The sequence below is a fragment of the Ureibacillus sp. FSL E2-3493 genome (assembly GCF_038077515.1).
Taxonomy (GTDB): domain Bacteria; phylum Bacillota; class Bacilli; order Bacillales_A; family Planococcaceae; genus Ureibacillus; species Ureibacillus halotolerans.
The window spans coordinates 3,126,884-3,146,706 of sequence record NZ_JBBOPK010000001.1 but is presented as its reverse complement, the minus strand read 5'-3'; the positions used below and the strand labels follow the sequence as shown (position 1 = coordinate 3,146,706).

Below are 19,823 nucleotides of genomic sequence, written 5' to 3'. Positions count from 1 at the left end.
GACGTGACAAACGAAGTGTCGACGCTATCAAACGATATCAACGTAATAACAGCAGAAATCAACGCATATCAACGAGTAGCTGGCGAAGCGATATTCGAAATAGGTAAGCGGCTAAAACACGTTAAAGAGAGCGATTTAGCGCATGGCGAGTTCGGTAATTGGGCGGAATCAATCGGATTTAAACGCGACCACGTACACAAATTTATCCAAGCGTATGAACAATTCGGAAATCCGCAGACGTCGGCGAATTTGACGGCGAGCAAAATATTCGAAATGCTCTCGCTTCCTAGCGAAGTCGACCGCCAGCAATTCGTAGAACAACCGCATACAGTACCGTCCACTGGCGCTACAAAGACGGTCGACGAAATGACTGTGCGCTCATTCGGACATGGGAAAAGCGCCTTACCACCGAAGCAGCAAAGCGCCAAATTTGTTAGAAAAGCTATATAGCAACACATATGTGCTATTAACTTATGATGGAGCAAGGTTATTTTAGAACTAACATTACAAAGTTTTTAAGAAATCCCGTATATCTATAGCGTGTAATGCGAGCAAATATCCGCAAGCTGCTCCGATTAGATGTTCAATCGCTTTAGAACGATGACCGAGCATCCAGGCAGCACCAGCAAATATAATAACTAGAACGACAGCGTGATCGAACATCCCCATTACCGTCCAATAGACATTTTCGAAAGTACCGCTAGCAAATGCAGTTGTTGGCGTTAAAAAGAGTGCTGTAAGTGCTGGTACCTTTAAATTTATCTTTTTACGGGACTCTTTAAATTCACTAACTGTTTTCGGCTCGCTCGGCTTACGAATTATTAACGGACTGTAATCCTCTTTCAACTCCCAAACGCTTTCCATTATCGTACCTCCAAGTATATTTTCATGTGGCCAGGGTAAACTAACGTTAATACACTTTTTCGCGAGGTGAAAATTATGCACGTTGTTGTTGGTTTAGCTGTTGGAGCCGGCATTGCTGTCGTCCTTAACTATGTCGTTCCTGCTTTGTTTTCGTAATTCTTTCTCTTTCATATCGGCGAGGATTAGCTTTTTAACATAACCGCTAAAATTACGGCGCTTTACGTATTCTAAAATTTTCTTATCTGTTTCATTAGTTTTATTAAATGCGATTGATTTTGAAAAACGGTTCTTTTTATTTTCCATATGCTGCTACCTCCTATAAAACGATATGAGCGATAATACACTTATATGCGTAAAAATAGCCGGGTATTTGCCCGACTGGACTAGGAAAAGCTAATTAGCGATGTAACGCTATATAGCTTATGATTAACTGAAGTAAAATTATTACTAAATTAAAAAGAAATTTTTATACAATTTTAAAACGCAGTCCTTAAATGGGCTGCGCTTTTTATTTTTCATCAACTAATTCAATTAACTCACTGATACTTTCTATGTTTAATGCATGACATATTTTTTCAATGTGTTCGATCGATAACCGATCAACATATCCTCGGCATAGGTTACTTATTGCATTAGGTCTTACTTCTGCTTTATCAGCTAATTGTGCTTGTGTCATTCCACGTTCTTTAAGAATATCTAATAACTTTATTTTTACTTTTTTCATAATTAAACCGCCTTTTTCGTTATTCTATGCATTATTGTATCGTTTTATAACTTTTAAGTAAATAAGTGTTGACGTTATATCGTATACCCGATATTATAATATTAAGAACAACAAACTTAATAAAAGGTGGTGAGAGCGTGATAATCATTTTAAGCGAACGCGTAACGCTAGAAATCGATGATAACGGAGGAACAATCGTCGTAGACGGCTCCAGGTACGAATTTTTTAACGAGGAGGACCAAGAATGAAAGTAGTAACGATTAAAAAACGTGACGTAGCACGGGAATTAACAAAAGGGTATATCCGATTACTCACACAACAAGCAACAAAAGGAGTTAAAGCGGTAGATGACTATTTCTTCGACGAAGATGAGGAAGGAGTGAGGCCGTTCTTCTACGGTTCAATAGCGTTCGGTATTGCGGTAGCTCTACTAATGCTATTTATAACGTAATTATCCGAAGGTTTTTACGGTATTTTTACGTAAGAACATTAGAGACGTTATATGCAACGTTAAATCAAACGGTAATCATAACGTTTACGTGCGGTGAGGTACGCATTACTTGCGACAGAAGGTCAAGAAATAGCGGGAATGCCTAGACGGATTCTACGTATTCAACTTCATCAAGAACGATTGCAAGCGTTCAGATAGTAACAGCGGTCTATTTATTAATCGTAGTGAGATTGAACGGAGTTTAAAAGATTAGAAGAATTTACGAGGGGAGATCAACGCGACATGATCTCGGACGAAATAAAAAAGCCAACGTTTTGGCGGACGTTGGTGGACAGTATGCTTGCAAATGCTGTTCATGCGTAGCGTTTGAGTGCGCAATCAAGCGTGAAGCATCGAGTTATATTCGTTGTGTATTGGCGTACATGACGTACGGAAAGGACTATGTTGCAGCGTAGCCTTTCCTATATTTTACGATAATTTCAAATTAATGTAAAGATTAAACATACGGCGAACTATTGGTGGAGTTTGCTGCAGAAGGCAAGGCGTTGAAAAGCGCTTTGTCTTTTTTTATTTATTAGACATTTTTAAATTTATTTTCCAAAAGTTGTCCAAAACTGAATTTTTTTTCGGGTATTAAAAGTAGGAGGAAATTTTTTTAGATTATTGTTACAAAACACGAGGTCCAAGTTCGCTATATATAGTAAGGAGATTATTTTACAGACTAACTGCGCGAAATTAAAAATTTGTGTATATAAGTCTGGTGAATAAAGTAATTCCATCGAGAAATCGGGCGTGGTATATGCAACCAATAAAAACAAAAAAGGAGAGAATATTATGACGGAAATTAAAAAAGTAGAAGTTAAAACGATGCCATACGAGTGTGATGGTAAATGGGTGGGAGTGGAACACGCAGCGTTAACTGTTTATACATTACATCCGGAATTTAGGGGTAATACATTATTGGTTTATACGTATCTATTGAAAAATTACAACCGCGAAAAAGGTTATAGTTATCCATCTTTTGATGATATGCAACTTCAATTAAATTTAAGTCGTGATGTTATCTCTGATTCTATTAGGACATTACGAAAACTTGAAATGATTACTATTTTTAAACGGGGAAGAAATAACCATCATGCGTATACATTCAACAAGTTAATTGAGGATGAAGTGGAATTTATTACAAGATTTAAAGACGCTGTGCCGAATTATGAGAAAAAGCAAGCTCTGAAAAATGTTATGGAACAGAAAAAAGCAGAGTTTGATAGCTTAACTCCGGTCAAGTAGATAAAATCGACTAACCTTAGTCGAGAAAGTCTACTGATACTAGTCTGTTTTTTGGTATATATAAAGACTTATCTTATAAAGACTTATCTTATAAAGACTTAAAATAATACCGCCTATATTTGCTAACGCAAATAATAGACGGGGATAGTTGTAAATAACTTTTATATACAGTTAATTATTGCGGTAAATAGATATATGTATAACTGCATAAAAGAAAGAGATTGATTAATAAAGAATAGTGGAAGTCGGAATTATCGACTAAGCAAAAGGAGGCAACCAATGACAACTATTTCAGTCGCAACTAACCAACCTAAAAGGAATAAAACAGACCTAACTTTTACTATATATGACCGTGATCGTTATAAGATTTTAAAGCCGGTCTATAGTGTTAATTATTCCGCAGATTTTCCGAAAGTGAAAAAACCTTCAGAGTTCGAAGTTTACGCAAATTTAACGGACACACAACTAAGAAAGGCTCCGAAAACAACACTTGAAGGACAAGCGAATATATTGCTAAAAGAGTTAGAACGCGAGAAACAAGAACGTGAACGTTTATATCCGCCAGTCTACGATCGTGCTTATGTTGAACGTGCCGACTTTACAGTAACGGATTTATATAACGATATTGTCTCAAGGATGGAGTGGAGCGTAATTTACTATTTAATACTCGTAATCGTTTTCGGTAATAACGCACTTTCAACGTATAGTAACGTTTTACAATGGGACTATTATCGAGCAGAACGTAGGAAATGGCGCAAATGCCGGTATAAATTTTGCTTAAATATGTTCGTGATAGAAGGCGGTAATATACGAGAACAGCGTCCTAAACGTTCAGATAGTCGTTATTGCTGCGAGCAATGCCGGAAAGCAGATTACGAAGCTACCCTTCGCTATCAAAAACACGGTTCATATTTACCGGTTAGTTGCTATGTTACGAATACGGCCGACCATATCGATAAATATTATGAAGCGCACGAACAAGCGCAACCACTTTATAAATTAGATCGTGAGACCGCGAAAGGAAAAGCGCAAGCAATAGTCAATAAGCGACCGAGGAAACGGAAAGAAAAGCCCGAGTTTAAGCCGATTTTAACTGTAAATATATCTACTGGAAAGATAGATTATCCGTCGGAAAATACCCTATATAAGTAAGAAGGGCATTAAGCCCATATATTTTTAGAATGATAGCGTCAAAGTAAATCATTCTGCGACAAGGAGGGTAAAAATGGACGAAATTATTCAAATCAAGGCAATGCGAAAATTCCATAATCTTACGCAAGAGCAATTTGCAAAAAAGTTAGGATTTTCGAGAAGTGTTATTAGTGATGTAGAGTCGATGCGTCGTAAGCCAAGTGCAAATTTATTACTTGCAATCAGTAGAAATTTTGAGCGTACAGACGAATTTTTCTCTTTTTTAGACACTTTTATTAAAATAGAATATAAAAATCCAATATAACATTATCATAAAATTCGTAATAAGTCAAACAAGATATGGGGTTGGACTGAATGGCATCTGAATTATGGCGATTAGATAACGAAAACTGGACGTTGTACATCGATTTTAAACATGATCGCGAGATTAAGAACATTAAACGTAGTCGTGATTGGCAAATCACCGCTACATATCAAAAGAACGGAAAAATAATCGGCTTGCAATGGCGAATACCTAACGCAGACTATCGGAAGGCGAAACGGATAGAAAAGAGAGTTAATTATAGCTTACATAAAACCGGAGAATCAGCTTGATTTTAGAGTAATTAGCCCGTTAATGATAAATCCTCTTAAGATATGTTTAAAAACGTTCCAAATCAAGGGATTTAACGGTTTTATGTTCATATATGTTACTAAAAATTACGAGTGTCGGAAATGGGAGATGGAAAATGAGAGATGATAAAAAACGTAAACCAAAACGGAAATCAAGACACCCAAAGCGAACTAGTTTCGCAATTTCAGAGTTATTACCGCTAGTAACAATATTACAATTAGAAGAATTTAAAATGGGAGGCAAAAACAATGGAATTTACAGAGCAAGACGTTGATAAGGCCGTGAGTGTGGCATTAGCCGAAATAGAAGCAGACTTTAAAAAACAATTGAAAGACATACAGGATGGTAACTATAAGTCTGATATTCCGAACTATAAGAAAATGTATGAAGAAGCGCAAGGTAAATTAAAACAAATTGAAGAACAAAAAACGCGAAAAGCATCCGAGGACAAAGCAATAAAGATATTAACTGATGCAAAAACGTTTAATAAAGATGCGCTTTATCTAATTCGACAAGCAAATGACCCGGTCAAAGTTGCGAATTATATCGTTGAATTGCAGCGTCAAACAAAAATAGAGGAAACATTAAAAGGAGCGATCAGATAATGGGAGAAACATTCTTTTACAATACACAAGGAAAGCACGCAGGACTTACAACGCAATTAGAGATGGCAGAGGCGGAAGCAAAACGGGCTAACGGGGAAGGTTATATCATTAACGTTCCTGGATACGCTGAATTAAACGCAAAAATGACGCAAGCTCTGAAACAATATAAAGAAACGGTTAGAAAAATTAGCGAGAGCGATGATCCGCGAGACAATGAAGAAGCTGTCGAGTATGTAACTAAAAAAGCACGGAAAGAACTTGACGAAGTAGCGAAACAAGTCGAGGCTGAATGGTCGAAGAAAAAAGCAGAATTAACGGAAATGGCGCAAGAACGAGCGTTACGATTCGCTATTACTCCAACAGCAAACGAAAAGGCAAGCGCTGAACAATTATATAACCGTTATGCACTCGAAATTAGCATGGAGCCAACAAAAAATGGGAAAGATGCGATATTGTCACGATTTGCAAGCGATGTAGAACGTTTGAGTGACGGACAAAAAATCGTCCTACAAAGCCAATTAGCATGTCTAATGGATATAGCGCCCGAAAGTCGATTAGCGATTAGTGGGGTAATTCGATCGGCTCAAAGCCTCTCGTCACCGGAATTAGCGTTAGCAGATGCATACCGAAATTTACAAGCAAATCCTTTAACAACCTATAACATTTTTAAAATTAGCGTAGACCGTCGATAATTTTCGGCGGTTTTTTATTTAGCAAAAATAAGAAGGGATGATAAACTAATGGCATTTTCATTAAACCGAACAGAATCGCCACTTTCACGTCTTGAGCGTTTTAAAATTAATGAGAATTGGACGAAAATCGAACAAGGTTATAACAACGTAGTACAAACGGTTTCTGACGCAGGCATTTGAAAAAGTAGTAGATGCGGCTAAACTTGATTGGCTAGCACCGGTAGACACTTTTGCAGATTTAGCTACAACTTACCCGAACGCAGTAGAAGGGAACGCATCAATGGCTAGAGATACTGGTATTGTTTACCGCTTTGATGGTACGCAATGGCAACCGATTCAGCAAATCGATGCAACGGCTATAAACGAAGTAGATAGTCGTCTTACTGCGGAATTAAAAGAAATGGATGAGAAGATAAATCATATTGCTAATGCGGCAATTCCTTTATATATCCCCACGTATGAAGGTAGCGGTCAATCATGTCATCCGTCAATTAAGTATTTCCCTAATAAATTTAAATCCTATTACTATTGGATGGCTTATACTCCATACCCAGATTCAAACGATGATTATGAAAATCCTTGCATCGCTGTATCTAACGATGGAGTGACTTGGATTGAAAACCCGTATGCTAAGAATCCAATCGATGTTCCTACCGCAGAACAATTAGCTGACGGTTACCATATGTCAGATACTCATTTGGTATGGAGAGAGGATTTACAACGTTTAGAATGTTGGTACCGTTTAAATAAAAACGGGGCATTCGAACAAATTCTTAGAAAATACACGACTGATGGGGCTACATGGTCTGAAAGAGAGGTAATGATAGAAGTTCCTAATGCAACATATCAAATACTATCTCCGGCTGTGATTTATGATGAAAATAAATATAAAATGTGGTACGTGAGTCGTAGAAATGTTAGATATATTGAAAGTGTAGATGGAGTAACTTGGAGTAGTGAAGTGTATGTACCTTTAGATTTTACAAAAGCCAAACGATACGGCGAAACGGGTTGGACATATTATCCTTGGCATTTAGATATAGTCAAAAATAACGGTCAATATGAGATTCTCGCTAGTTGCGGTAATAGTAATGTAGGATTAACGGATGATAGAGCAGAGTTATGTCATGGTATTTCGGTAGATGGCATGTCTTTCTCCGTTGAAACTATTATGCAACCAACTCCATTAAACTCTAATAGTTGGGACAGTGTAAAATTATATCGTTCTTCGTTAGTGTTCGTTGGTGATGTTGTTAAAATTTATTATTCAGCTTATAACAGAAATGGAAAATGGCATATAGGATTATCAGAAGGATCAAATATTAAATACTTGGTTGGTACAATTCCGTCCGATTCAGATTCATATATTATTCCAAATGGTATTAAATTAGCAGCCTCCCAAAAACTCCTTTTAGAAACTGATGGAGGTTCTTATATTAATGCGAAGGAAATATTACTGCGTGATAAAGGAATAGCAGAAGGAAAGATTGTTATTGGTAAAAATAGTGAAGGAAACGCTGCTTTGTCAATTTACAATAAAGCCAGTACTTTACTATTAAATATGGAATTAAATGAGTTATTAGCTTCAAGAGTAAAAACAGCTAATTTTTATGGGGATAGTATTTATCCAAATAAACTCCAACAAGTTACATCCTACGCAAAATTAAGAATCTACGCAACGCAGAGTGATAAAGGTGAATTGCATATTGTATCTCCTGGAGTTGGTGGGGCAAGATTACAAGTTAACGAAGCAAATACATTAGAAATTAGAAGAGATAACGATCAATATACAGCAAACACTAAACAGAATGGCATAATACTAACTGGAGAGCAAGTAATGACCGAAATTGCTGGGGCTATTAGATGGAATCCAACAACCAAAAAACATCAAGGCTATAACGGAACAGCCTGGGTTGATTTTTATTAACAAAAGTACTTAAGACATAACGAGACCACAGTTTCTTTTGATTCTATGGATTATTTTTTTGAAATAGGAAGGATATTGAACTCCTATTGGGTGTTTTTTAATTAGAGGAAAATATACCCTTTTGTCGAAATAAGTAAATGAAAGGAGGGGTTATTTTGCGTAAAGAAGAAGCGATACTAATCTATAATGAGAGATTACAAGAAATCGAAAGACAGAAGAAAGTAATTGAGACATCTAATTATACATTGGAAAAAAAGACAGAAATAGAAAAAGCTTTAAAAGAGGCAGAACGGGCATTAGAAAATCTAAAAAAATCCATTGAGAATCCGTTTAATCTATAAAAATTTATGCACTCTCATTAGAGGGTGCTTTTTATTTTGAACTAAAGGGGTGTGAAGATAATCGATATAACCGAAAAACTCCGTAAGCTAAGCGGCCAATTAAAAAGTGGAAGGCTACCGTCATTAGACGTAATTTTAACGCAAACTAAAACGCTCAAAATAGTGCAATGTAAACCTACGACCGCCGATAGATAAAACATATCAAAATCGTGAATATATTATAGAAGAAACTCAAACGTAAAATTAACGGAAATCGGCGGTTAGAAGTTTACAAAACCGTACATTTTAACGCTAATTGGCGTTTAGTTTTCTTTAGTAATTCCGCTATTTATATGCGATTTAATAGGCGGATGGTCTTGGCGCGTGACTACCGAAACACTTTCGAAAGTGAAGTAACATTCTTTAGCGTGTGCATATCCGGAAAACTTAGGGGTTTAATTATCGCGTTTGGTATCATAACTTAAAAGTATTGACACCGAAATAGGAACGTAGTAATATCAAGGTATCAATCGGTATCATAACTTAGTGTCGAAAGTGAGAGGATATTACGATGAAGTACGGATATGCACGCGTTAGCACAATGTCGCAGGAACTAGAATCGCAATTACAAGCGTTAGAAGCGGAAGGTTGCGAAGTTATCTACCGTGAACACTTTACGGGTACTAAGACTGATCGCCCGAAGTTTAACGAGGTTATGGATGTATTAAAGGCTGGAGATACGTTAGTAGTAACGAAGTTAGACCGCCTTGCTCGTAATACGAAAGAAGGTATCGAAGTAATCGAGGCGCTATTCGAAAGAGGCGTAAAAGTACACGTATTGAACGTAGGATTACTGGAGAATACGACAATGGGGCGATTCTTTTTAACAACGTTATTAGCGGTAGCGGAAATGGAACGTAATCTAATCGTAGAACGAACGCAAGAAGGAAAGGCGATAGCGAAGCAAAAGGACGACTTCCGAGAAGGTAGACCGCCGAAATATACTAAGACGCAGTTAGATCACGCTATGAAACTTAAAGAGACGCATAGCTTTAGTCAAGTCGCAGATATGACCGGAATCAGTATCGCAACATTAAAACGCGAAGCAAAGAAACGTAAACTTACGCAGCCTTAACGGGTTGCGTCTTTTTTTATGACCGGGGGGGCCTCTCAAAAGTTGGAAAGCGCCGTCAAGCGCCTTTAAAATACGAGCAATAAAAAATCACTTTGGTCCGCAGGTTATTAGGTTAAAACGTACAATGAGAGCGCTCGAAATTCGTTTATGCGGATAGTTAGTCGATTCGATTCGTCTCATTAACGCAAAACTGACGCATATTATAGATGGACTTTTAACGCAAAACTGACGCAAAAGTATGAAGTGATATATGCAAGTAACGACTAGTTGAGTCGACATATATGCATAAAATATGACGGAAATTAACGTAAGAATAACGCGCGAGCCTTAGAGCGCCAAGGATTTGAGGAGAAAATAATCGTTGCAGATTATAGTCGTAGGTAGTATAGTAAATATTGCCTCGAGAGTAAGCGATTAGTCGACGTCGCAGAAAGACGGTAATCTTATATGATAACGTATCGCTATAATTCAATCGCAGCAGCAGAAAAGACCGGATATACAGACGGTTATATTAGACGAAAATGTGCGGAAATATCGCTGATTATATCGACGTTTGCTTATAAAGATTTGCAAGGAAAATGGTGGTTAGACGATAGAGCAATTGCTGCGTTATTAATAATACGTAGTCAAGTTAAGATGGAAGGATATTCGGATAGTCAATCTTACGCTTTATCGGTAATTTACGGATATAATCCCGATGAAAGATTTAATTGTCAGAATAATATTTCCGCTTGCTATTCCGCAGAAAAATCTGTAAAATAAACCGTAACATACTACTATTAAATTCGTTTAACTACGGTAGTAAAAAGAACGTTATAAATGATAATATGTATGCTATTCCGCTGAAAATGGCGCAAGGTAAAACGGAATGACATCTGACTGGGCACGTATCCCATGGGACGTACTAGAAAAAATCTCAGTCCGCATCGTTAATGAAGTAAAACACGTAAACCGCGTGCTGTATGATATTACATCTAAGCCACCAGCAACGATTGAGTGGGAATGATCAAAAAAAGAGAGCCTAATCATTCAGGCTCTCTTTTTATTAATTCTTTTAAAACCACGTGCTCTGCACGTGTGAAAATATACTTTTAGAGTGGTAATGGAGATGGAATTAAAAACTCCTCTCGATATAATGAAAATGGCCGTCAAACCAAATTCAAATCGAGAGGAGTTTTGCTCAATGTCGAGCGACAATAGTTTATCACACACAAGATGGAATTGTAAGTATCACATAGTTTTTATACCAAAATACAGAAGGAAAGTAATCTACGGTGAATTAAGAAAAGACATCGGAGCGATTTTAAGACGTCTATGTGAAATGAAAGACGTAGAACTCATAGAAGGACATGCAATGCCAGATCATATACATATGCTGGTTAAAATTCCTCCAAAATTATCCGTATCACAATTCGTAGGCTATTTAAAAGGAAAGAGTTCTTTAATGATTCACGATAGACATGCAAATTTAAAATATAAACACGGAAATCGAACGTTTTGGGCAAAAGGATATTATGTCACTACAGTAGGTCTTAACGAAAAAGCGGTAGCAAAATACATTAGGGAACAAGAAGCTGAAGATCGATTACGTGATCAAATGACGAGTAGAGAATATATAGACCCATTTAAACGAGATTAAAGAACAAATACGGTTGACGGTCAATTAAAAAAGCCCCTTTAGGGGCAGTTAGTAAGGAGCCCTTATAGGGCGTTACTAAAACCGCCTGTTTTACAGGCGGATATTTATTTTAAGATAATAGATAAGGAATTCTAATAAATTATTTATTTTCTGTACGAATTACGAACTTTAATCTAAAAATATATAAAAACGTTCGTAAAAATGGTTGAAATTCATAAAATGAGATGATATATTACAGAAGTAAATTAAATATTTCGTCGTATAATGTCGAGAATATGGCTCGTGAGTTTCTACCAAGCTACCTTAAATAGCTTGACTACGATTTAAGATAAAAGGAAGAATGCTATTTTTATATAGTTATTCTTGCGAATCGTAGACATGCAACTCTAAATAGGTGCGTGTCTTTTATTTTGCGAAAAAAGGATTAGATTGATTTCTTTTACGCATAATTTAAACACATGTATGAAGTTATATAATTCGAATGACATTACAGACGAGTAATTCGGAGGAAAAAATGAAAAAGTATTTTCAATTTGATGAACTAGGTACTTCATATGGTCGTGAAATATTAGGAGGTTTTACTACTTTCCTTGCAATGGCTTATATATTAGTAGTAAATCCTTTGACTTTAACGTTAAATGACGTAAAAGATCTTCCTGATGCTCTTCGTATGGATTATGGGGCAGTATTTGTTGCTACTGCAGTATCAGCTGCAATTGGGTGTTTCGTAATGGGGATTTTAGCAAAATATCCTTTAGCATTAGCACCTGGACTTGGGCTTAACGCGTTTTTTGCCTATACGGTAATATTAACAAACGGTAGTCCGTGGCAACATGCTTTAGCGGCAGTATTTATTTCAGGGGTATTCTTCTTAATATTAACGTTAACAGGTTTACGTGAAAAATTAATTAATGCCATTCCGATGCAATTGAAGTTAGCAGTAGGGGCTGGAATTGGTTTGTTTGTTGCTTTTATTGGTTTTAAAAATGCGGGGATTATCGTAAGTAATCCAAATACATTAATTGGCCTTGGCAATTTACATGATTCAACAGTTTTACTAGCGATATTTGGTATTATCGTTACTGTCATCTTAATGGTTCTTGGACTAAAAGGTGGAGTATTTTATGGGATGGTCATTACGGCTGTTGTCGGAATGATATTTGGACTTGTGGATTTACCAGAGAAAGTATTATCTGCTCCACCTAGTATTTCACCAACATTTGGATCATTGTTCAGTGCATTTTCTGATCCGGAATTTTATACATTATCAATGCTTTCTGTTATTTTGACTTTCTTATTTGTAGATTTCTTTGATAACGCTGGTACCCTTATGGCGGTAGCAAACCAAGCAGGTTTTGTAAAAGATAACCGCTTACCACGTGCAGGGAAAGCGTTAATCTCAGACTCGATTGCAACAATTGCAGGTTCAATCTTCGGTACTTCAACAGTAACATCATACGTTGAATCATCTTCAGGAGTAGCTGCTGGTGCTCGAACTGGTTTTGCTTCTATTGTAACGGGGATTTTATTCTTACTAGCATTATTCTTCTCACCGGTGTTATCGGTCGTAACGAGTGCCGTTACTGCACCAGCACTTATTATTGTTGGTGTTTTAATGGTATCTTCATTAGGACAAATTGATTGGAATCGTTTTGAATTAGCAGTACCTGCTTTCCTAACAATGATCATGATGCCTTTAACTGGTTCTATTGCAACAGGTATCGCGGTAGGTTTCATTTTTTATCCATTAACAATGGTTGTAAAAGGTAGAGCTAAAGAAGTTAGTCTTATTATGTATATATTTGCTTTGATTTTCTTAGCATATCTTATAACTTTATAAAAACTTAGGTTGGAATGCGTAATGCTTCCAACCTTTTTTATTAATTCTTTTAAAACCACGTGCTCTGCACGTGTGAAAATATACTTTTAGAGTGGTAATGGAGATGGAATTAAAAACTCCTCTCGATATAATGAAAATGGCCGTCAAACCAAATTCAAATCGAGAGGAGTTTTGCTCAATGTCGAGCGACAATAGTTTATCACACACAAGATGGAATTGTAAGTATCACATAGTTTTTATACCAAAATACAGAAGGAAAGTAATCTACGGTGAATTAAGAAAAGACATCGGAGCGATTTTAAGACGTCTATGTGAAATGAAAGACGTAGAACTCATAGAAGGACATGCAATGCCAGATCATATACATATGCTGGTTAAAATTCCTCCAAAATTATCCGTATCACAATTCGTAGGCTATTTAAAAGGAAAGAGTTCTTTAATGATTCACGATAGACATGCAAATTTAAAATATAAACACGGAAATCGAACGTTTTGGGCAAAAGGATATTATGTCACTACAGTAGGTCTTAACGAAAAAGCGGTAGCAAAATACATTAGGGAACAAGAAGCTGAAGATCGATTACGTGATCAAATGACGAGTAGAGAATATATAGACCCATTTAAACGAGATTAAAGAACAAATACGGTTGACGGTCAATTAAAAAAGCCCCTTTAGGGGCAGTTAGTAAGGAGCCCTTATAGGGCGTTACTAAAACCGCCTGTTTTACAGGCGGATATTTATTAATTCTTTTAAAACCACGTGCTCTGCACGTGTGAAAATATACTTTTAGAGTGGTAATGGAGATGGAATTAAAAACTCCTCTCGATATAATGAAAATGGCCGTCAAACCAAATTCAAATCGAGAGGAGTTTTGCTCAATGTCGAGCGACAATAGTTTATCACACACAAGATGGAATTGTAAGTATCACATAGTTTTTATACCAAAATACAGAAGGAAAGTAATCTACGGTGAATTAAGAAAAGACATCGGAGCGATTTTAAGACGTCTATGTGAAATGAAAGACGTAGAACTCATAGAAGGACATGCAATGCCAGATCATATACATATGCTGGTTAAAATTCCTCCAAAATTATCCGTATCACAATTCGTAGGCTATTTAAAAGGAAAGAGTTCTTTAATGATTCACGATAGACATGCAAATTTAAAATATAAACACGGAAATCGAACGTTTTGGGCAAAAGGATATTATGTCACTACAGTAGGTCTTAACGAAAAAGCGGTAGCAAAATACATTAGGGAACAAGAAGCTGAAGATCGATTACGTGATCAAATGACGAGTAGAGAATATATAGACCCATTTAAACGAGATTAAAGAACAAATACGGTTGACGGTCAATTAAAAAAGCCCCTTTAGGGGCAGTTAGTAAGGAGCCCTTATAGGGCGTTACTAAAACCGCCTGTTTTACAGGCGGATATTTATTATAAGAAAAAAGACTGGATTGCTTGATCAAAACAGAGGGAAAGATAGAGTTTCTTCTATAATATAATAATTGTGTGTTTTAATTACATTAGTTTCTAATTATATTGAATTGTTTTACTTTTATATTTGACCTTGCATACGGAAGGTTGAGGTGATATAGTAATAAACGTTCTGTTGAAACAATACAAAACAACATCAAAAAATAATTGACACTACAACAATAATTTGTTATAGTAGATAAAGTCTTCTCAAACGAAAGCAACGTTAGAAAAGTTGTTGACATGTAATTGTTAGTTTGATAAGATATAAAAGTTGCTGTTAATGAGCAACGAGATGAACCTTGAAAACTGAACAACAAAACGTTAATGAAATACAGTTTCGACTTAACAGTTGAAACGAAATTTTGGACATCATTATGATGCCAGCATAATTTGAGCTTTATCAAATTTTCTTTTATGGAGAGTTTGATCCTGGCTCAGGACGAACGCTGGCGGCGTGCCTAATACATGCAAGTCGAGCGAACAGATAAGGAGCTTGCTCCTTTGACGTTAGCGGCGGACGGGTGAGTAACACGTGGGCAACCTGCCCTATAGTTGGGGATAACTCCGGGAAACCGGGGCTAATACCGAATAATCCATTTCATCTCCTGATGGAATGTTGAAAGATGGCATCTAGCTATCGCTATAGGATGGGCCCGCGGCGCATTAGCTAGTTGGTGAGGTAACGGCTCACCAAGGCGACGATGCGTAGCCGACCTGAGAGGGTGATCGGCCACACTGGGACTGAGACACGGCCCAGACTCCTACGGGAGGCAGCAGTAGGGAATCTTCCACAATGGGCGAAAGCCTGATGGAGCAACGCCGCGTGAGTGAAGAAGGTTTTCGGATCGTAAAACTCTGTTGTAAGGGAAGAACAAGTACAGTAGTAACTGGCTGTACCTTGACGGTACCTTATTAGAAAGCCACGGCTAACTACGTGCCAGCAGCCGCGGTAATACGTAGGTGGCAAGCGTTGTCCGGAATTATTGGGCGTAAAGCGCGCGCAGGCGGTCCTTTAAGTCTGATGTGAAAGCCCACGGCTCAACCGTGGAGGGTCATTGGAAACTGGAGGACTTGAGTGCAGAAGAGGAAAGTGGAATTCCAAGTGTAGCGGTGAAATGCGTAGAGATTTGGAGGAACACCAGTGGCGAAGGCGACTTTCTGGTCTGTAACTGACGCTGAGGCGCGAAAGCGTGGGGAGCAAACAGGATTAGATACCCTGGTAGTCCACGCCGTAAACGATGAGTGCTAAGTGTTAGGGGGTTTCCGCCCCTTAGTGCTGCAGCTAACGCATTAAGCACTCCGCCTGGGGAGTACGGTCGCAAGACTGAAACTCAAAGGAATTGACGGGGGCCCGCACAAGCGGTGGAGCATGTGGTTTAATTCGAAGCAACGCGAAGAACCTTACCAGGTCTTGACATCCCATTGACCGCTATGGAGACATAGTTTTCCCTTCGGGGACAGTGGTGACAGGTGGTGCATGGTTGTCGTCAGCTCGTGTCGTGAGATGTTGGGTTAAGTCCCGCAACGAGCGCAACCCTTGTTCTTAGTTGCCATCATTTAGTTGGGCACTCTAAGGAGACTGCCGGTGACAAACCGGAGGAAGGTGGGGATGACGTCAAATCATCATGCCCCTTATGACCTGGGCTACACACGTGCTACAATGGACGGTACAAACGGTTGCCAACCCGCGAGGGGGAGCTAATCCGATAAAACCGTTCTCAGTTCGGATTGTAGGCTGCAACTCGCCTACATGAAGCCGGAATCGCTAGTAATCGCGGATCAGCATGCCGCGGTGAATACGTTCCCGGGCCTTGTACACACCGCCCGTCACACCACGAGAGTTTGTAACACCCGAAGTCGGTGAGGTAACCTTTTGGAGCCAGCCGCCGAAGGTGGGACAGATGATTGGGGTGAAGTCGTAACAAGGTAGCCGTATCGGAAGGTGCGGCTGGATCACCTCCTTTCTAAGGATATATAACGGAATGATTGACCTTGGGTCAATCAACATTAACGTTTTGTGTTCAGTTTTGAAGGTTCAGAGTAATCTTCAAAACTTGTTCTTTGAAAACTGGATAAAACGACATTGAAAGCAACAAAATTCAAGTAATTTATCGTAAAGTTCTTAAGTCTTTTCTTGAATCAAGAAGAGCAGTAACTAACTTTTTTTAGGTTAAGTTATGAAGGGCGCACGGTGGATGCCTTGGCACTAGGAGCCGATGAAGGACGGCACTAACACCGATATGCTTCGGGGAGCTGTAAGTAAGCTTTGATCCGGAGATTTCCGAATGGGGGAACCCACTGTTCGTAATGGAACAGTATCTTGACGTGAATACATAGCGTCATGATGGCATACCCAGGGAACTGAAACATCTAAGTACCTGGAGGAAGAGAAAGAAAATATTCGATTCCCTGAGTAGCGGCGAGCGAAACGGGAAAAGCCCAAACCAAGAGGCTTGCCTCTTGGGGTTGTAGGACACTCAATACAAGAGTTACAAAGGAATGAATTAGGCGAAACGACCTGGAAAGGTCTGCCACAGAGGGTAAAAGCCCCGTAGTCGAAAGTTCATTCTCTCTTGAGTGTATCCTGAGTACGGCGGAACACGTGAAATTCCGTCGGAATCCGGGAGGACCATCTCCCAAGGCTAAATACTCCCTAGTGACCGATAGTGAACCAGTACCGTGAGGGAAAGGTGAAAAGCACCCCGGGAGGGGAGTGAAATAGAACCTGAAACCGTGTGCCTACAAGTAGTTAGAGCCCGTTAATGGGTGATAGCGTGCCTTTTGTAGAATGAACCGGCGAGTTACGATTACGTGCAAGGTTAAGTCGAGAAGATGGAGCCGTAGCGAAAGCGAGTCTGAATAGGGCGAATGAGTACGTGGTCGTAGACCCGAAACCAGGTGATCTACCCATGTCCAGGGTGAAGGTGAGGTAACACTCACTGGAGGCCCGAACCCACGCACGTTGAAAAGTGCGGGGATGAGGTGTGGGTAGCGGAGAAATTCCAATCGAACTTGGAGATAGCTGGTTCTCTCCGAAATAGCTTTAGGGCTAGCCTCGTGATTAAGAATACTGGAGGTAGAGCACTGTTTGGACTAGGGGCCCATCTCGGGTTACCGAATTCAGACAAACTCCGAATGCCAGATATTTATACACGGGAGTCAGACTGCGAGTGATAAGATCCGTAGTCAAAAGGGAAACAGCCCAGACCACCAGCTAAGGTCCCAAAGTAATCGTTAAGTGGAAAAGGATGTGGCGTTGCTTAGACAACCAGGATGTTGGCTTAGAAGCAGCCATCATTTAAAGAGTGCGTAATAGCTCACTGGTCGAGTGACGCTGCGCCGAAAATGTATCGGGGCTAAACGATTCACCGAAGCTGTGGATGGACATCTTTGATGTCCGTGGTAGGAGAGCGTTCTAAGGGCGTTGAAGTCAGACCGGAAGGACTGGTGGAGCGCTTAGAAGTGAGAATGCCGGTATGAGTAGCGAAAGATGGGTGAGAATCCCATCCACCGTATGACTAAGGTTTCCTGAGGAAGGCTCGTCCGCTCAGGGTTAGTCGGGACCTAAGTCGAGGCCGATAGGCGTAGACGATGGACAACAGGTTGATATTCCTGTACCACCTCCCCGCCGTTTGAGTAATGGGGGGACGCAGTAGGATAAGGTAAGCGCGCTGTTGGATATGCGCGCCCAAGCAATAAGGCGTGGAAGTAGGCAAATCCGCTTCCTATAACGTTGAGTTGTGATGGGGAGCTCTATTGAGCGAAGTACCTGATTTCACGCTGCCAAGAAAAGCCTCTAGCGAGGCGGGAGGTGCCCGTACCGCAAACCGACACAGGTAGTCGAGGAGAGAATCCTAAGGTGTGCGAGAGAACTCTCGTTAAGGAACTCGGCAAAATGACCCCGTAACTTCGGGAGAAGGGGTGCTCTCGTGAGAGAGCCGCAGTGAATAGGCCCAGGCGACTGTTTAGCAAAAACACAGGTCTCTGCAAAACCGTAAGGTGACGTATAGGGGCTGACGCCTGCCCGGTGCTGGAAGGTTAAGAGGAGGGGTTAGCATTAGCGAAGCTCTGAATTGAAGCCCCAGTAAACGGCGGCCGTAACTATAACGGTCCTAAGGTAGCGAAATTCCTTGTCGGGTAAGTTCCGACCCGCACGAAAGGCGTAACGATCTGGGCACTGTCTCAACGAGAGACTCGGTGAAATTATAGTACCTGTGAAGATGCAGGTTACCCGCGACAGGACGGAAAGACCCCGTGGAGCTTTACTGTAGCCTGATATTGAATTTTGGCACAACTTGTACAGGATAGGTAGGAGCCAGAGAACTCGGAGCGCCAGCTTCGAGGGAGGCGTCGGTGGGATACTACCCTGGTTGTGTTGAAATTCTAACCCATACCCCTTAGCGGGGTAGGAGACAGTGTCAGGTGGACAGTTTGACTGGGGCGGTCGCCTCCTAAAAGGTAACGGAGGCGCCCAAAGGTTCCCTCAGAATGGTTGGAAATCATTCGTAGAGTGTAAAGGCACAAGGGAGCTTGACTGCGAGACCTACAAGTCGAGCAGGGTCGAAAGACGGGCTTAGTGATCCGGTGGTTCCGCATGGAAGGGCCATCGCTCAACGGATAAAAGCTACCCCGGGGATAACAGGCTTATCTCCCCCAAGAGTCCACATCGACGGGGAGGTTTGGCACCTCGATGTCGGCTCATCGCATCCTGGGGCTGTAGTCGGTCCCAAGGGTTGGGCTGTTCGCCCATTAAAGCGGTACGCGAGCTGGGTTCAGAACGTCGTGAGACAGTTCGGTCCCTATCCGTCGTGGGCGTAGGAAATTTGAGAGGAGCTGTCCTTAGTACGAGAGGACCGGGATGGACACACCGCTGGTGTACCAGTTGTCTTGCCAAAGGCATCGCTGGGTAGCTATGTGTGGACGGGATAAGTGCTGAAAGCATCTAAGCATGAAGCCCCCCTCAAGATGAGATTTCCCATTACGCAAGTAAGTAAGATCCCTCAAAGACGATGAGGTAGATAGGTTCGAGGTGGAAGTGTGGTGACACATGGAGCTGACGAATACTAATCGATCGAGGACTTAACCAAATC

Annotated in this window: 21 protein-coding genes, 2 rRNA genes, 1 pseudogene and 1 riboswitch; of the genes and pseudogenes, 21 read left to right on the top strand and 3 right to left on the bottom strand. The window is 40.0% G+C overall.

What is annotated here, in order from left to right; translation table 11 throughout:
* Positions 1-3 precede the first annotated feature (3 nt).
* The gene (locus tag MHH69_RS16180; RefSeq protein ID WP_341362761.1) at positions 4-450 is read left to right on the top strand and encodes a DUF3102 domain-containing protein; all 447 of its coding nucleotides are present in this window, start codon (positions 4-6) and stop codon (positions 448-450) included.
* A 54-nt stretch (positions 451-504) separates the two neighbouring features.
* Here the strand turns inward: MHH69_RS16180 and MHH69_RS16175 are convergent, their stop codons facing one another.
* From MHH69_RS16175 to MHH69_RS16165, 3 genes are all read right to left on the bottom strand, one after another.
* Complete coding sequence (locus MHH69_RS16175) at positions 505-864, bottom strand: glycosyltransferase (protein WP_341362760.1); 360 nt, start codon at positions 862-864, stop codon at positions 505-507.
* A 93-nt stretch (positions 865-957) separates the two neighbouring features.
* Entirely contained in the window at positions 958-1,167 is a 210-nt protein-coding gene (locus MHH69_RS16170; protein ID WP_191709014.1) for a hypothetical protein, read from the bottom strand.
* Between the two features lie 205 nt (positions 1,168-1,372).
* Positions 1,373-1,588 (bottom strand): helix-turn-helix domain-containing protein, encoded by a 216-nt coding sequence (locus MHH69_RS16165; RefSeq protein WP_341362759.1) that lies wholly within the window; start codon positions 1,586-1,588, stop codon positions 1,373-1,375.
* A 244-nt stretch (positions 1,589-1,832) separates the two neighbouring features.
* Here MHH69_RS16165 and MHH69_RS16160 point away from each other — a divergent pair, with 244 nt between their 5' ends.
* From MHH69_RS16160 to MHH69_RS16065, 20 genes and pseudogenes are all read left to right on the top strand, one after another.
* Positions 1,833-2,039, top strand: coding sequence for a hypothetical protein (locus tag MHH69_RS16160; protein ID WP_341362758.1), 207 nt, complete (start codon positions 1,833-1,835; stop codon positions 2,037-2,039).
* A gap of 834 nt (positions 2,040-2,873) precedes the next feature.
* A complete protein-coding gene (locus MHH69_RS16155) occupies positions 2,874-3,326 on the top strand; it encodes a hypothetical protein (RefSeq protein ID WP_341362757.1) in 453 nt (150 codons plus the stop codon).
* A gap of 279 nt (positions 3,327-3,605) precedes the next feature.
* Positions 3,606-4,478 carry a hypothetical protein gene (locus tag MHH69_RS16150; RefSeq protein ID WP_341362756.1) on the top strand — a complete coding sequence of 291 codons (873 nt, stop codon included), beginning with the start codon at positions 3,606-3,608 and terminating at the stop codon, positions 4,476-4,478.
* 73 nt (positions 4,479-4,551) lie between these two features.
* Positions 4,552-4,782 (top strand): helix-turn-helix domain-containing protein, encoded by a 231-nt coding sequence (locus MHH69_RS16145; protein ID WP_341362755.1) that lies wholly within the window; start codon positions 4,552-4,554, stop codon positions 4,780-4,782.
* 50 nt (positions 4,783-4,832) lie between these two features.
* Positions 4,833-5,072, top strand: a complete 240-nt coding sequence (locus MHH69_RS16140; RefSeq protein ID WP_341362754.1) for a hypothetical protein — start codon at positions 4,833-4,835, stop codon at positions 5,070-5,072.
* A 134-nt stretch (positions 5,073-5,206) separates the two neighbouring features.
* A complete protein-coding gene (locus MHH69_RS16135) occupies positions 5,207-5,365 on the top strand; it encodes a hypothetical protein (RefSeq protein ID WP_341362753.1) in 159 nt (52 codons plus the stop codon).
* Complete coding sequence (locus MHH69_RS16130; protein ID WP_341362752.1) at positions 5,340-5,696, top strand: hypothetical protein; 357 nt, start codon at positions 5,340-5,342, stop codon at positions 5,694-5,696. The genes MHH69_RS16135 and MHH69_RS16130 overlap by 26 nt, the downstream gene beginning before the upstream one ends.
* On the top strand, positions 5,696-6,388 hold the full coding sequence (locus MHH69_RS16125) for a hypothetical protein (protein WP_341362751.1): 693 nt from the start codon (positions 5,696-5,698) through the stop codon (positions 6,386-6,388). Before MHH69_RS16130 ends, MHH69_RS16125 begins: the two co-directional genes overlap by 1 nt.
* A 48-nt stretch (positions 6,389-6,436) precedes the next feature.
* Positions 6,437-6,568 carry a hypothetical protein gene (locus MHH69_RS16120; RefSeq protein ID WP_341362750.1) on the top strand — a complete coding sequence of 44 codons (132 nt, stop codon included), beginning with the start codon at positions 6,437-6,439 and terminating at the stop codon, positions 6,566-6,568.
* 100 nt (positions 6,569-6,668) lie between these two features.
* Positions 6,669-8,315 (top strand): hypothetical protein, encoded by a 1,647-nt coding sequence (locus tag MHH69_RS16115; RefSeq protein WP_341362749.1) that lies wholly within the window; start codon positions 6,669-6,671, stop codon positions 8,313-8,315.
* Positions 8,316-8,470: 155 nt separating this feature from the next.
* Positions 8,471-8,656, top strand: coding sequence for a hypothetical protein (locus MHH69_RS16110; RefSeq protein ID WP_341362748.1), 186 nt, complete (start codon positions 8,471-8,473; stop codon positions 8,654-8,656).
* A gap of 550 nt (positions 8,657-9,206) precedes the next feature.
* Positions 9,207-9,770 carry a recombinase family protein gene (locus MHH69_RS16105; protein ID WP_341362747.1) on the top strand — a complete coding sequence of 188 codons (564 nt, stop codon included), beginning with the start codon at positions 9,207-9,209 and terminating at the stop codon, positions 9,768-9,770.
* 447 nt (positions 9,771-10,217) lie between these two features.
* Positions 10,218-10,532: a hypothetical protein gene (locus tag MHH69_RS16100; protein ID WP_341362746.1), complete on the top strand. Its 315-nt coding sequence runs from the start codon at positions 10,218-10,220 to the stop codon at positions 10,530-10,532.
* A gap of 100 nt (positions 10,533-10,632) precedes the next feature.
* Positions 10,633-10,776 (top strand): annotated as a pseudogene (locus MHH69_RS16095) (GMP synthase (glutamine-hydrolyzing)); the annotation flags it as partial.
* A 177-nt stretch (positions 10,777-10,953) separates the two neighbouring features.
* The gene (gene tnpA / locus MHH69_RS16090) at positions 10,954-11,409 is read left to right on the top strand and encodes an IS200/IS605 family transposase (protein ID WP_341362949.1); all 456 of its coding nucleotides are present in this window, start codon (positions 10,954-10,956) and stop codon (positions 11,407-11,409) included.
* Positions 11,410-11,646: 237 nt separating this feature from the next.
* Positions 11,647-11,748: riboswitch (purine riboswitch) on the top strand.
* Positions 11,749-11,923: 175 nt separating this feature from the next.
* Positions 11,924-13,249 (top strand): NCS2 family permease, encoded by a 1,326-nt coding sequence (locus MHH69_RS16085; protein WP_341362745.1) that lies wholly within the window; start codon positions 11,924-11,926, stop codon positions 13,247-13,249.
* 178 nt (positions 13,250-13,427) lie between these two features.
* Positions 13,428-13,883: an IS200/IS605 family transposase gene (tnpA, locus tag MHH69_RS16080; protein WP_341362949.1), complete on the top strand. Its 456-nt coding sequence runs from the start codon at positions 13,428-13,430 to the stop codon at positions 13,881-13,883.
* A 245-nt stretch (positions 13,884-14,128) separates the two neighbouring features.
* Positions 14,129-14,584 (top strand): IS200/IS605 family transposase, encoded by a 456-nt coding sequence (gene tnpA, locus MHH69_RS16075; protein WP_341362949.1) that lies wholly within the window; start codon positions 14,129-14,131, stop codon positions 14,582-14,584.
* Positions 14,585-15,144: 560 nt separating this feature from the next.
* A 16S ribosomal RNA gene (locus tag MHH69_RS16070) occupies positions 15,145-16,697 on the top strand.
* Between the two features lie 204 nt (positions 16,698-16,901).
* Positions 16,902-19,820: ribosomal RNA gene (locus MHH69_RS16065) — 23S ribosomal RNA — on the top strand.
* The 16S and 23S rRNA genes sit together here, the layout of an rRNA operon.
* The last annotated feature ends 3 nt before the right edge of the window (positions 19,821-19,823 follow it).